Here is a 13,318-nt window from a genome sequence, read left to right as displayed (position 1 = left end):
GCGAGGCGGGTCGGATAGCGCTTTCCGGAGTGAGGATCTATCGTGGACGCGACACCGGCTCGACGAGGAGGCCCCATGCAGTTCGCCGACGACGGCATCGCTCGCCTGATTCTGCGCACCGACCGCGCAGGCGACGGGCCTGCTGCGGGCGACGGGCCGGGCGCGGGCGACGGAGTCATCCTCGCCGAGTACATCTATGCGCCCACCGAGCCGCAGGTCGAATCGCCGCGCCCGTACGCGCTGCTGCGCACCCTCGACGGGGCGGCGGCGACCGCCTACCGCCCGGCCGACCACGTGTGGCACAAGGGACTGTCGTTGGCCCTGCCGGTGGTGGGGCACGAGAACTTCTGGGGCGGGCCGACCTACGTGCACGGCGAGGGATACCTGCAGCAGGCCAACAACGGTGCGCAGGTGCACCGGACATTCCGTCACACCGCTGCCGCAGGTGTCGCACGCGTGGACGAGACGCTCGACTGGGTGACCGAGGACGGACGCACGGTGCTCGCGGAGGGGCGGACGCTGACCGCGCGCCGCCTCGACGCCGGCACGGGGGCGTGGGCGCTCACGTGGCGCAGTGCGCTCCGGAACATCACGTCAGAGCCCCTCGGCTTCGGCTCGCCCACCTCGAAGGGGCGCGACAACGCGGGATACGCCGGGATCTTCTGGCGGGGACCCGCGGCGTGGACGGGAGGGGAGATCCTCGGTCCCGGCGGCCCGGCCGGAGACTCCGCGCGGGGAGCCTCCGCGCCGTGGCTCGCCTTCGTCGCCCCCGACCGGTCGGCGGGCGTGCTGATGCTCGACGCCACGGCATCCCCGTCTCCCGCCGGCCACCCCTGGTTCGCCCGCAGCGAGGAGTACGCCGGACTGAACCCCGCGCCGTTCTTCTCCCGCGAGACCGTGCTCCCGCCCGGCGACACGCTCGTCCTGGCCGCCGCGGTCGTGGTCGGCACCGCGGTCGTCGCGGATCTCGCGCCGACGGCGGGCGCCGCCCTGGTGACCGAGCTGCGCACCGCCGGCGCCGACCCCACCGGACTCGGAGAAATCCCGCAGATTCGGAGTGCGGCGCACCCGGTCTCCGAATCCGGCGACGAACTCCGAATCCGCGCCGGCCGCACCGCCGGCATCCACGCCCCCGGCACCGATCTCGATAAGGACCCCGCATGACCGCGACCCTGCGCTGCGCGATCGTCGGCACCGGCGCCGTCGCGCACCTGCACGCGCGCGCCGTCGGTGCGCATCCGCGCGCCGAGCTCGTCGCCGTGACCGACCTCAGCCGCACGACGGCCGAGGAGTTCGCGGCCCGATGGGCGACGCGTGCCCCGGGGCCCGCCGTCTACGACACCCTCGATGAGCTGCTCGCGGCGGAGTCGCCCGACGTCGTGCTCGTCTGCACGCCCCCTGCCGCCCATCGCGCGCAGACCCTCGCCGCCTTCGCGGCCGGTGCCCACGTCGTGGTCGAGAAGCCGCCGGCGCCCTCGCTGGACGAACTCGACGACATGCGGGCGGCGGCCGATGCGGCGGGCCGGCGTCTGGCGGTGGTCTTCCAGCAGCGCACGGGGACGGCGGCGGCCCACGTGCGCGCGCTGCTGCGGTCCGGGGCGCTCGGCCGCCCGCTCCTGGCCGTCTGCCAGACGCTCTGGTACCGCGACGAGGAGTACTTCGCCGTGCCGTGGCGGGGCAGGTGGGAGACCGAGGGGGGCGGGACCACGCTCGGCCACGGCATCCATCAGCTCGACCTGCTCTGCTTCCTGCTGGGGGACTGGTCCGCGGTGCAGGGCCGGCTGTGGCGGCTGGACCGCGAGACGCAGACAGAGGACGCGTCGACGGCGACGGTGACCTTCGCGAGCGGCGTCGTCGCCCAGGTCGTGACCAGCGCCGTCTCGCCGCGGCAGACGAGCTCCCTCCGCATCGACGCGCAGCGCGCGACGGTCACCGTGGATCACCTCTACGGGCACGGGCACGAGAACTGGCGCGTGACCCCGGCGCCCGGCTACGAGGACGAGTCCGACGCCTGGGACCTCCCCGCCGTCGAGGAGCGCAGCGACCATGCGCCGCTGCTGCGCGACGTGTTCGATGCCCTGCTGTCGGGCGAGCCGCTGCCTCCCACCGCCGACGAGCCGGCGCGGTCGCTCGAGCTCGTCGCCGCGATCTACGCCTCGGCCGCGGCAGACGGCGCGGTCGTGACGCCCGCCGATCTCGCCAGGCATCCGACGCACCGGGCGGGTTTCGCGAGTCCCGTCACGGACATGCGCGACGTGCGCTGACCTCTCGCGCCGACCGAGCCCCGCACCCCGCCCGCGGGTCACATCGTCGCGTGCGGCGCGCCGGGCGCGGTCGGTAGCATGGCGAGGCTGTGACCGGTATCAGGGCGGGCGCGGCGAGCGGGCGATCACGGACGGAAAGCGATTTCCGAGATTCCTTGCAAAACGATTCAACGCGTAGTACGGTAACCGGCAAGCGCTTTCCCGATGCATCAGACAGCGCTCACCGCACACACGGACAACGAGCGTCCGCAGCACACTCGGAACACGGACGTTCGAAGAGAGGACAAGGATGTTCAGCACCAAGCGGGCCCTGGCCGCCGTCGCCGTCGCGACCGGCGCCGCCCTCGCCCTGGCCGGCTGCGCCGGCACCAGCGAGCCGGCGTCGTCGTTCGATCCGGACGAGAAGGTCACCCTGAACTTCACGTGGTGGGGCAACGACGACCGCGCCGCCCGATACGAGGCGCTCATCGCCGCCTTCAACGAGGAATACCCCAACATCACGATCAACGGGCAGTTCACCGACTTCCCGAGCTACTGGGAGAAGCGGCAGACCGAGGCGGCCGGCGGCGGCCTGCCCGACGTGTGGCAGTTCTCGGACAGCTACCTCCGCCAGTATGGCGAGCCCGGCTACGTCCTGGATCTCGCCACCGTCGCGGACTACATCGACTTCGACACCTTCGACGAGGCGCTGCTCGGCACGGGGCAGCTGAACGGCACGCAGTACTCCCTGCCGACGGGCTACAGCGCCTGGGCGAACTTCGTCAACGACGACATCATCGCCGCCAACGGCCTCACGGCGCCCGAGGGAGGAACCTCCTTCGAGGACTTCACCGCGTGGATGGCCGACGTGACCGAGAAGACCGGCGGCACGGTGTACGGCGGCACCGACGTCACCCAGCGCATCCAGACCTTCGAGCTCGTCCTGCGCGCCGAGGGCAAGAACCTCTACACCGAGGACGGGGAGCTCGGCTTCACCGAGGACGAGCTGAAGGCGTTCTGGGAGTCGGGTGCCGAGGCGCGCGACGGCATCACGGTGCCGCAGAGCAAGCTCGAGGAGATCACCCCGAAGTCCGGCTTCGGCGGCAACCTGACGGCCAGCGAGACCAGCTGGAGCAACTTCCTCGGCGGCTACCTCGCCGACTCGGGCGCCTCGTCCATCTCGCTCGTCGCGCCCCCGACGGCCCAGCCGGGCTCGAAGGACCTCTACCGCCAGGCCGGGCTGCAGATGGCGATCTCGGCCACCACCGAGCACCCCGAGGCCGCGGCGATCTTCCTCGACTACGTCGTCAACAGCGAGAAGGCCGGCGAGATCTTCGGCACGACCCTCGGCTTCCCGGCGTCCTCGTCGAAGCTCGCGGGCGCGGTGCTGGAGGGGGCGGACAAGCAGGTCGCGGACTACCTCGACGCGGTCGCCGACCGCATCGGCGACGCTCCGCCCGTGCCCGTCGTCGGGTACGGCGCGCTCGAGCAGAAGTTCTGGGACCTCGGCAAGGCGCTGGGTCTCGGCGCGATCAGCGTGGACGATGCCGTCAAGCAGTTCTTCGACGAGGCGAACGTCGTCCTGCAGGGCTGAGCGCCCGCAGTCGAGCACGCAGGCGAGCAAGGAGTGATCATGGCAACGGATTCGGTCGCGACCACCGCGCGCCGTCAGACGGCCGAACCGGCCTCCCGCCCGGCGGACACCCGCCGGGCGGGAGGTGCCCCCCGCCGCCGCGGGAGCCTGCAGCGGCGCGAGGACGCCGCGGGGTACCTCTTCCTCTCGCCATGGCTCATCGGGTTCTTCCTGCTGACGGCAGGTCCGATGCTCTTCTCGCTGTACCTCGCGTTCACGAACTACAACATCTTCACGCCGCCGAAGTGGATCGGCCTCGGCAACTTCGAGCGGATGCTGCAGGACGACGTGTGGTGGGACTCGGTCCGCATCACGCTCCTCTACGTCGTCGTCGGCACCCCGATCAAGCTCGCCGCGGCCCTCGGAGTCGCGATGCTGCTCAACTACCGCAGCCGGGGCACCGGGTTCTTCCGCTCGGCCTTCTACGCGCCGTCCCTCATCGGCGCGAGCGTCAGCATCGCGATCGTCTGGCGCGCCATGTTCTCCACCGGGGGTCCGGTCGACAGCTCGCTGAGCCTCTTCGGCATCGACATCGGCGGCTGGGTCGGCGTGCCGGCCCTCATCCTCCCGATGATGATCCTGCTGGCCGTCTGGCAGTTCGGCGCCCCGATGGTCATCTTCCTCGCGGGTCTCAAGCAGGTTCCCCAGGAGCTCTACGAGGCCGCGTCGGTCGACGGCGCCGGCCCGTTCCGCAAGTTCCGCAGCGTCACCCTCCCGATGCTCTCGCCCGTCATCTTCTTCAACCTGCTGCTGGAGATGATCCACGCGTTCCAGATCTTCGCGTCGGCCTACATCATCGGCTCCGGCACGGGCGGGCCGGCCGGCGCCACCAACTTCTACACCGTGTACCTCTACACGCGAGCGTTCACGAACAGCCAGATGGGCTACGCCTCGGCCATGGCGTGGGCGCTGCTCATCGTCGTCGCCCTGATCGCCTTCGTCATGTTCCGCACCTCGAACTCGTGGGTGCACTACGCGGGAGACAACCGATGAGCGCCACCGTCCCCGGTCTCGAGACCATCACGGCCGTCCTGCCGAAGGGGAAGACGCCCCCGCGCCGCCGCTTCGGGAAGCGCAGGACGTGGCAGACCGCGCTCTGGATCGTCGCGATGGTGATCCTGACCGCGATCATCCTGTACCCGCTGGCGTGGATGTTCTCGGCCTCGTTCAAACCGACCGCCGAGTTCGGCGCGAACCAGTCCTTCCTCCCCGACGACCCGACGATCGACAACTACATCAAGGTGCTGGCCGGTGTCGGCGGGGTACCCCTGTGGCAGTTCTTCCTGAACTCGTTCATCCTGGCGATCGGCTCGGTGATCGGCACGGTGATCTCGGCGTCGCTCGCCGCGTACGCGTTCGCCCGGGTGCGCTTCCGGGGCAGCGGCGTCTGGTTCGCGATCATGATCGGCACGCTGCTGCTGCCGTTCCACGTGCTGATCATCCCGCAGTACATGCTGTACCGGAACCTGGATCTGGTGGACACGTTCGTGCCGCTGCTGCTGGGCAAGTTCCTCGCCACCGAGGCGTTCTTCGTGTTCCTCATCGTGCAGTTCATCCGCGCCCTGCCGCGCGACATGGACGAGGCGGCGCGCATCGACGGCTGCGGGCACGGGCGCATCTACTGGTCGATCATCCTGCCGCTGGTCAAGCCGGCGCTCGTGACGGCGTCGATCTTCGCGTTCATCTGGAGCTGGAACGACTTCCTCGGCCCGCTGCTCTACCTGAACTCCACCGACCTGTACCCGCTGCCGCTGGCACTGCGCGTCTTCAACGACCAGACCTCCACCTCCGACTACGGCGCGACGGTGGCGGTGTCGGTGCTGGCGCTGCTGCCGATCCTGCTCTTCTTCATCGTCTTCCAGCGCTTCCTGGTGGAGGGCGTCTCGACGCAGGGGCTGAAGGGATGACCGGCGCACGCAGGGCGACCCGCCGAGCCCGCCGGGTGCGTCCGGAGGCCGACGGGAGCGTGCTGCGCTGGCCGGGCGCCGCGCAGAGGTTCGCGCTGTTCGGCGAAGTGCTCTGGGTCGGCGCGCTGATGGCGATCGTGTGCCTGCCGGTCGTCACCTGGCCGGCGGCGGTGGCAGCCGGCGCGGCCCACCTGCGGCGCTTCCTCGCGGCCGAGGCGACACCGGCCGCGGAGTTCTTCCGTGACGCGCGACGGGCGATGCCGGGCGCGCTCGGTGCGGGCGCGGCGACGACCGCCCTCGTCGCCATCGTCGGCGTCGACCTCGTGCTGCTGGCCGGCGGCGGACTTCCGGGCGGGATGCCGCTCGCCGCGCTCGTGGCCGCGGTCGGCGCGGCCGTGCTCGTCCTCACGCTCCTCGCCGCATCGCTGTGGTCGCCGGGAACGCCCTGGTGGGCGCTCCTGCGCATCTCGCCGCGCGTCGCGCGCGCGGATCCGTCCGGGACCGCGTACACGGTGGCCGCCCTGGGGCTCGCGGCGACCATCGTGTGGCAGTTCCTGCCGCTCGTCATCCCCGTGCTCGGAATGCTCGCCTTTGCGCTCGTCGCCGTCGGCGAGCGCCGGATGCTGCGGCTGGAGGCGGCGGCACAGGCCCGCTGACCCCGGCAGCCCTCAGTTGCGGAAAGCGCATTCCAATGTCATCATGAGTAGGCGGAAAGCGCTTACCAACCTCGAAGGAACGACCGTGTCAGAGACGACCACCAGCCCCTCCCTCGCCGAGACCGCCGCCCTGCCCGCGGTCCGCGAGATCGGCATCATCATGAACGGCGTCTCGGGCCGCATGGGCTACCGCCAGCACCTCGTGCGCTCGATCCTCGCGATCCGCGACCAGGGCGGCATCGAGCTCCCCGACGGAACGCGCGTGACCGTGAAGCCGCTGCTCGTCGGCCGCAGCGCCGTCAAGCTGGCCGAGCTCGCGGCCCGGCACGGCATCGAGGACTACACGACCGACCTCGACGCGGCGCTCGCCGATCCGCGGTGGGAGATCTACGCGGACTTCCTCGTCACCCAGGCGCGCGCATCGGCGCTGCGCAAGGCGATCGCCGCCGGCAAGACGATCTACACCGAGAAGCCGACCGCCGAGACGGTCGCCGAGGCGCTCGAGCTCGCCAGGCTCGCGGCCGCCGCGGGCGTGAAGACGGGCGTGGTGCACGACAAGCTCTACCTGCCGGGACTCCAGAAGCTCCGGCGCCTCATCGACTCCGGCTTCTTCGGCCGGATCCTCTCGGTGCGCGGCGAGTTCGGGTACTGGGTGTTCGAGGGCGACTGGCAGCCCGCGCAGCGGCCGAGCTGGAACTACCGGGCCGAGGACGGCGGCGGGATCATCGTCGACATGTTCCCGCACTGGAACTACGTGCTGGAGAACCTGTTCGGCGAGGTGAAGAGCGTCTACGCGCAGGCGGCGATCCACATCGCCGACCGCTGGGACGAGAACGGCGAGCACTACACCGCGACCGCCGAGGACGCGGCGTACGGCGTCTTCGAGATCGACGCCGCGCAGGGCCCGATCGTCGCGCAGATCAACTCGTCGTGGACGGTCCGCGTGAACCGTGACGAGCTCGTCGAGTTCCACGTCGACGGCACGCACGGCTCGGCCGTGGTCGGCCTGTTCGGTGCGAAGATCCAGCACCGCAACCAGACGCCGAAGCCGGTCTGGAACCCCGACCTCGCGGACGACCACGACTACGACGCCGACTGGGCCGAGGTGCCGGTGAACGACGTCTTCCAGAACGGCTTCCGCCAGCAGTGGGAGGAGTTCCTGGCGTCCTACGTCCTCGGCACCGACTATCCCTTCGACCTGCTGTCAGGGGCGCGCGGCGTGCTGCTGGCCGAAGCCGGGCTCCGGTCGTCGGCCGAGGGGCGCAAGGTCGAGCTGCCCGCGCTGAGCCTGGACTGAGCGGCGCCCGCCATGACGGATCTCCCTCTCCTGTCGGCCGACGGCGTGCTCACGCGGGTCGCGCTGCGCGAGGCGCCCGGCTTCGTGCGGCCGGAGGCGCCGCTGCGCACCCGGATCGCGTACGCCGCCGCGCACGTGGTGCCCAAGGCCCACGCCGACAACACCCCCGGGCGGCCCGCCGACATCGACTGGGACGCGACGCTCGCCTTCCGCCGGCACGTGTACGGGTGGGGCCTGGGCGTCGCCGACGCGATGGACACCGCGCAGCGCAACATGGGCCTCGATGCCGCCGCGACCCGCGAGCTCATCGCCCGCTCGGCGGAGGTCGCGCGCGAGGCCGGGGGGTCGGTGGTCGTCGGGGTCAACACCGATCACGTCGACGAGGAGCACATCGCGCTCGACCGCGTCATCGACGCCTATCGCGCCCAGCTCGAGTTCACCGAGGAGCAGGGCGCGGGGCCGGTGCTCATGGCCTCCCGTCACCTTGCGCGCGCCGCGCAGTCCGCCGCCGACTACCGCCGCGTGTACCGCGAGGTGCTGCGCGCCGCGACGGCGCCGGTCGTGCTCCACTGGCTCGGCACCGCCTTCGACCCGGCGCTCGAGGGCTACTTCGGCTCGGCCGACTGGCGAGTAGCGGCCGACGTGCTGCTCGAGATCATCGCCGAGAACCCGGGCGCCGTCGCGGGGGTGAAGATGAGTCTGCTGGACGCCGAGTCCGAGGTGTCGGTGCGGGCCCGCCTTCCCGAGGGCGTGCGGATGTTCACGGGCGACGACTTCAACTACGTCGGCCTCATCGGCGGCGACGAGGGGGCGGGCGTTTCGTCTCGCTCCGCTCGCTCAACGACCGGAGAGGTCCCCGACCTTGACGAGGGGGCGGGCGTTTCGTCTCGCTCCGCTCGCTCAACGACCGGAGCGGTCCCCGACCTTGACGAGGTGGCGGGCGTTTCGTCTCGCTCCGCTCGCTCAACGACCGGAGGGGCTCCCGACCTTGACGAGGTGGCGGGCGTTTCGTCTCGCTCCGCTCGCTCAACGACCGGGGAGGTCCCCGCGCCTGTCGAGGGGCACTCGGACGCGCTCCTCGGTGCGTTCGCCGCGATCACGCCGGTCGCCTCGGCGGCGATCCAGGCTCTCGACGCCGGCGACCCCGCGGGCTATCTCCGCATCCTCGGCCCGACCGAGGCGCTCAGCCGCCAGGTGTTCGCCGCGCCGACCTTCTACTACAAGACGGGCGTCGCGTTCCTGTCGTGGCTGAACGGCCACCAGGCGGCGTTCCAGATGGTGGGCGGGCTGCACTCCGCGCGGAGCCTGCCCCACCTGTCCCGCATCGTGGAGCTCGCCAACGCCTCGCAGGCGCTGGAGCGCCCGGACCTCGCCGCCTCCCGCTGGAGCGATCTCCTCCGCCTGAACGGAGTCGCCCCGTGAGCATGTCCCACATCCCGCAGACCTCGTCCCACATTCGGTGGTCCACGGGCGCCCGAAACCACCGAAAGTGGGACATGCCGTGAGCACCGCCGATCCCCGGCTGTCGATCAATCAGGCCACCATCAAGCGCGCCGACCTCGCCACCGCCCTGCGCGTGACGGCGGAGGCGGGGATCGAGGCGATCGGCCTGTGGCGCGAGCCGGTGCAGGAGGTGGGGCTCGCCGCCGCGGCGAGGATGCTGTCGGCCTCCGGCCTCCGCTTCTCGACCCACTGCCGTTCCGGATTCTTCACGATGCCCGAGGGCCCCGCCCGCCGCGCCTCGCTCGACGACAATCGGCGCGCGATCGAGGAGGCCGCGACCCTCGCCGCCGCGGGGGCACCCGGCTCGACCGCGGTCCTCGTGCTCGTCGCCGGAGGTCTTCCCGAGGGATCGCGCGACCTGGCCGGCGCCCGCGCCCGTGTGAGGGACGCGATCGGGGAGCTGGCCGGGGATGCCGAGGCCGCCGGCGTCACCCTGGCCATCGAGCCGCTGCATCCGATGTACGCCTCCGACCGCTGCGTGGTCTCCACGCTCGGCCAGGCCCTCGACATCGCCGCGGACTTCCCCGCGCACGTCGTGGGCGCCGCCGTCGACGCGTTCCACATCTGGTGGGATCCGGGCGTGCTGGACGCGATCGCCCGCGCCGGCGCGGAGGGGCGCATCGCGACCTACCAGGTGTGCGACTGGAAGACGCCGCTGCCCGCCGACGTGCTGCTCAGCCGCCACTACCCGGGGGACGGCGTCATCGACCTCGGCGCCCTCACGCGCGCCGTGATGGCCACCGGGTACGACCGCGACATCGAGGTGGAGATCTTCCACGAGGACATCTGGGCCACCGATCCCGCCGAGGCGGTGCGCCGGACCGCGGCCGCATTCGCCGCCGCCGTGTCGCCCCACCTGGGCATCCGCGCCGCGGCGGACGGCGCCCTAGAATCACGAGCATGACCGACGACGCTCCCGAGACCCTGCGCGCCGGTGCCGTCACCCTCGACGACGTCGCCCGGGAGGCGGGGGTGTCGCTGGCCACCGCGTCGCGCGCCCTCAACGGCTCGACCCGCAAGGTCGCCGACTCCTACCGCGAACGCGTCGAGGCCGCCGCCGCGCGCCTGGGCTACACCGCCAACCTGTCGGCGCAGGCGACGGCGCGGGGCACGTCGGCGATCATCGCGCTGCTCGTCGCCGACATCGCCGACCCCTACTTCGGCCAGATCGCGTCGGGGGTCGCCCGCGGAGCCGACGAGGCGGGCCTCATCGTGACGGTCGCGATCACCGAGCGCGACCCCGAGCGCGAGGTGCGGCTGGTCCGCGCCCTCCGGGGGCAGCGCCCGCGCGGGCTCATCCTGGCCGCCTCGCGCAGCGCGTCCGAGTTCACCCGCGAACTCGCGGCCGAGGTGGACATGCTCGCCGCCGCCGGAGGCCGGGTCGTCGTCCTCGGCGGCGGGGTGGACGGCGTCCGCTCGATCACGGTCGACAACCGGGGCGGGGCGAGGGCTCTCGGCGCCGCCGTGGCGGACCGCGGCTACCGGCGGGCACTCGTCCTGGCGGCCGCCGAAGGCACCGTCACCAGCGACGACCGCGTCGGCGGCTTCGTCGACGGGTTCACCGCGGGCGGCGGAGACGCCCCGGCGATGCTGCGCGGGACCTTCACCCGGGAGTCCGGGTACGAGCTCATGAGGCGGGCCCTCGCCGAGGGCGTCGAGACGGGGACAGTCGTCTTCGGCATCAGCGACGTCGTCGCGATCGGCGCGCTCGCCGCGCTGCGGGAGGCGGGCCGCGAGGTCGGCTCGGACATCGCCCTCGCGGGCTTCGACGACATCCCGACGGGGCGAGACGTCACGCCGGCGCTCACCACGGTGCGGATCCCGCTCGACGAGGTCGGATATCAGGCGTTCCACGCCGCGACGGATGCCCAGTGGCAGCCGGCCGACGACCCCCTCCGGCTCGAGGTGCTGCTGCGCGAGAGCACGCCCGCGCGGTCATGACGCGCGTCGTCGTGGCGCTCGACAGCTTCAAGGGATCGATCGGCGCCGCTGCCGCCTCCGCCGCGCTCGCCGACGGGTGGCGCGATGCGGATCCGGCGGCCGACCTGCGCCTGCGGCCGATGGCCGACGGCGGGGAGGGGACGCTGGAGGCTTTCGCCGCCGCGGTGCCCGGAGCACGGCGGATGCCGGTGCCGGTGCGGGGACCCCACGGCCGCCCGGTGGCGGCATCCTGGCTCCTCCTCCCGTCGTCTGTCGGCGGTGCGGGCACCGGCGTCGTCGAGCTCGCCGGGACGAGCGGGATCGAGCTGCTCGGCGATGAGCGCCGGCCGTGGGACGCCGACACCTTCGGCTTCGGGCAGGCGATCGCCGCCGCGCTCGACCACGGCGTCGACCGGCTGGTGCTCGGCATCGGATCGTCGGCGTCGACCGACGGCGGCGTCGGCCTGCTCGTCGCCCTCGGCGCCCGCGTCGTCGACGCCGCCGGTGCGCCCGTGCGTCCCGGTGCCCGGGGGCTCGCCGATGTCGCGCACGTCGACCTCGCCGGCATCCGTCCGCTTCCCCGCGGCGGCGCCGTGGTGCTCACCGACGTCACCAACCCCCTGCTCGGGCCCACCGGTGCGGCGGCGGTGTTCGGGCCGCAGAAGGGCCTCGCTCCGTCGGACATCGCCCGTGTGGATCGGGACCTCGCGCGCTACGCCGCCCTCGTCGCCCTCGACCGCCCCGACGGCCTCGACGCCGGGGCGCCCGGCACCGGAGCCGCCGGGGGCACCGGCTTCGCCCTTGCCGCCTGGGGCGCCGACCTCCGTCGCGGTGCCGACGACGTCGCCGCCCTCATCGGCCTCGATGCCGCCCTCGCGGAGGCCGACCTCGTCGTCACGGGCGAGGGGTCCTACGACGGGCAGTCGGCGGCGGGGAAGGTCCCGTCTCTGGTCGCGGAGCGTGCGGCGGCGGCGGGGGTGCCCGTGGCCCTCGTGGCGGGCCGGGTGGCGGCCCATGTCGACGTCTCCGCCTTCGCCGGGGTGGTCTCGCTGACCGTGTGCGCCGGCGACGCGGCCGCCTCGCTCGCCGACCCGGCGCGATGGCTCCGCGAGGCGGGGCGCACGCTCGCCGCGACGGCCGCCACCCGCGGCGGCGACGGCCGGCGGTAGTCCTCGCACCCGGGTGGACCCCCGTCGCCCCGCGCGGCAGGATGGGCTCATGCCGGAGTCGCCCGAGGTCGAGGTGCTGGCGCGGTTCGTGGCGGAGCGGACGCGCGGTCGCCGCATCCGCACCGTCGAGCTGGACGAGTTCCGGGCGCTGAAGACGCGGAACCGCCCGCTGGCCGAGCTCGCCGGTCGCACCGTCACCGGCGTCCGTCGCCACGGCAAGCACCTCGCCGTCGCCACGGACGGTCCCGTGCTCGTCGTGAGCTTCGGCCGGGCGGGATGGCTGCGCTGGGTGCCCGCCGCCGATCCCGCCGCCGACCCCGCCGACGACCAGCATCCCGCCGCCGATCCCGCGGCCGACGACGCGCCGCCCGCCGCCGCACCGCTCGGGGCGCTGACGCTCGAGGACGGGGCGTCGTTCGTGCTGACCGACGCCGGATCGTGGCTGTCGTTCGGCCTGTCGGTCGTCGACGACATCGCCGACGTGCCCGCGATCGCGAAGCTCGGACCCGATCCGCTCGACGACGGCTTCTTCCTCGCCGACCTCGAGGCGGTCGTCGACGGCCGCCGCAAGCAGCTGAAGGCGGTGCTGCAGGAGCAGGAGTCCCTCGCGGGCATCGGCAACGCCTACTCCGACGAGATCCTCCACGTCGCACGGCTGTCGCCCCTCGCCCACGCCAGCACCCTCGACGCGGGGGAGCGGGCGCGCCTGTTCGCGGCGATCCGCGAGGTGCTGACCGACGCGCTCGCCGACCGGCTCCCCGTCCCGATCGACGGGCTCAAGGCGGCGAAGGCGGCGTCGATGCGCGTCCACGGCCGCACGGGCGAGCCGTGTCCCGTGTGCGGCGGCCTCGTCGAGGACATCCCGGGCAGCAAGGGCGCCGCGCAGTTCTGCCCGATCTGCCAGGCGTAGCGCGCCGACCCCACCCCCTGCCGGCGAGCCCACCGCCTCCGGCGCGGCGCGATCCGGCGTGCTCGGCGCGAAGCGGTGGG

Annotated in this window: 12 protein-coding genes; all 12 read left to right on the top strand. The window is 72.8% G+C overall.

All coding sequences use genetic code 11. From position 1 onward, the window contains the following. Positions 1-75 precede the first annotated feature (75 nt). The 12 genes from ACPWUT_RS12955 to ACPWUT_RS12900 all read left to right on the top strand — a co-directional run bounded on the left by ACPWUT_RS12955 (position 76) and on the right by ACPWUT_RS12900 (position 13,238). Entirely contained in the window at positions 76-1,164 is a 1,089-nt protein-coding gene (locus tag ACPWUT_RS12955; RefSeq protein ID WP_425838288.1) for a PmoA family protein, read from the top strand. Then, the gene (locus ACPWUT_RS12950; protein ID WP_425838285.1) at positions 1,161-2,264 is read left to right on the top strand and encodes a Gfo/Idh/MocA family protein; all 1,104 of its coding nucleotides are present in this window, start codon (positions 1,161-1,163) and stop codon (positions 2,262-2,264) included. Before ACPWUT_RS12955 ends, ACPWUT_RS12950 begins: the two co-directional genes overlap by 4 nt. Before the next feature lie 289 nt (positions 2,265-2,553). Further along, complete coding sequence (locus ACPWUT_RS12945; protein ID WP_284530525.1) at positions 2,554-3,837, top strand: ABC transporter substrate-binding protein; 1,284 nt, start codon at positions 2,554-2,556, stop codon at positions 3,835-3,837. Between the two features lie 39 nt (positions 3,838-3,876). Then, positions 3,877-4,869, top strand: coding sequence for a carbohydrate ABC transporter permease (locus ACPWUT_RS12940; RefSeq protein ID WP_284530527.1), 993 nt, complete (start codon positions 3,877-3,879; stop codon positions 4,867-4,869). Further along, on the top strand, positions 4,866-5,783 hold the full coding sequence (locus tag ACPWUT_RS12935) for a carbohydrate ABC transporter permease (protein WP_284530528.1): 918 nt from the start codon (positions 4,866-4,868) through the stop codon (positions 5,781-5,783). The genes ACPWUT_RS12940 and ACPWUT_RS12935 overlap by 4 nt, the downstream gene beginning before the upstream one ends. Further along, positions 5,780-6,439: a hypothetical protein gene (locus ACPWUT_RS12930; RefSeq protein ID WP_425838280.1), complete on the top strand. Its 660-nt coding sequence runs from the start codon at positions 5,780-5,782 to the stop codon at positions 6,437-6,439. Before ACPWUT_RS12935 ends, ACPWUT_RS12930 begins: the two co-directional genes overlap by 4 nt. 160 nt (positions 6,440-6,599) lie before the next feature. Beyond that, positions 6,600-7,736 (top strand): Gfo/Idh/MocA family protein, encoded by a 1,137-nt coding sequence (locus ACPWUT_RS12925; protein ID WP_425842280.1) that lies wholly within the window; start codon positions 6,600-6,602, stop codon positions 7,734-7,736. A 12-nt stretch (positions 7,737-7,748) separates the two neighbouring features. Beyond that, positions 7,749-9,158, top strand: coding sequence for a dihydrodipicolinate synthase family protein (locus tag ACPWUT_RS12920; RefSeq protein ID WP_425838277.1), 1,410 nt, complete (start codon positions 7,749-7,751; stop codon positions 9,156-9,158). A gap of 79 nt (positions 9,159-9,237) precedes the next feature. Then, positions 9,238-10,143, top strand: a complete 906-nt coding sequence (locus ACPWUT_RS12915; RefSeq protein WP_425838274.1) for a sugar phosphate isomerase/epimerase family protein — start codon at positions 9,238-9,240, stop codon at positions 10,141-10,143. After that, positions 10,140-11,180 carry a LacI family DNA-binding transcriptional regulator gene (locus ACPWUT_RS12910; RefSeq protein ID WP_425838271.1) on the top strand — a complete coding sequence of 347 codons (1,041 nt, stop codon included), beginning with the start codon at positions 10,140-10,142 and terminating at the stop codon, positions 11,178-11,180. Before ACPWUT_RS12915 ends, ACPWUT_RS12910 begins: the two co-directional genes overlap by 4 nt. Beyond that, positions 11,177-12,328 carry a glycerate kinase gene (locus tag ACPWUT_RS12905; RefSeq protein ID WP_425838268.1) on the top strand — a complete coding sequence of 384 codons (1,152 nt, stop codon included), beginning with the start codon at positions 11,177-11,179 and terminating at the stop codon, positions 12,326-12,328. Before ACPWUT_RS12910 ends, ACPWUT_RS12905 begins: the two co-directional genes overlap by 4 nt. Before the next feature lie 49 nt (positions 12,329-12,377). Then, positions 12,378-13,238, top strand: a complete 861-nt coding sequence (locus tag ACPWUT_RS12900) for an Fpg/Nei family DNA glycosylase (protein WP_425838265.1) — start codon at positions 12,378-12,380, stop codon at positions 13,236-13,238. Positions 13,239-13,318 lie beyond the last annotated feature (80 nt).

It is taken from the genome of Microbacterium sp. PA5, assembly GCF_049860775.1.
GTDB lineage: Bacteria > Actinomycetota > Actinomycetes > Actinomycetales > Microbacteriaceae > Microbacterium.
Note: the sequence above shows the minus strand (reverse complement) of the source record. Positions and strands in the feature narration are given on the sequence as shown.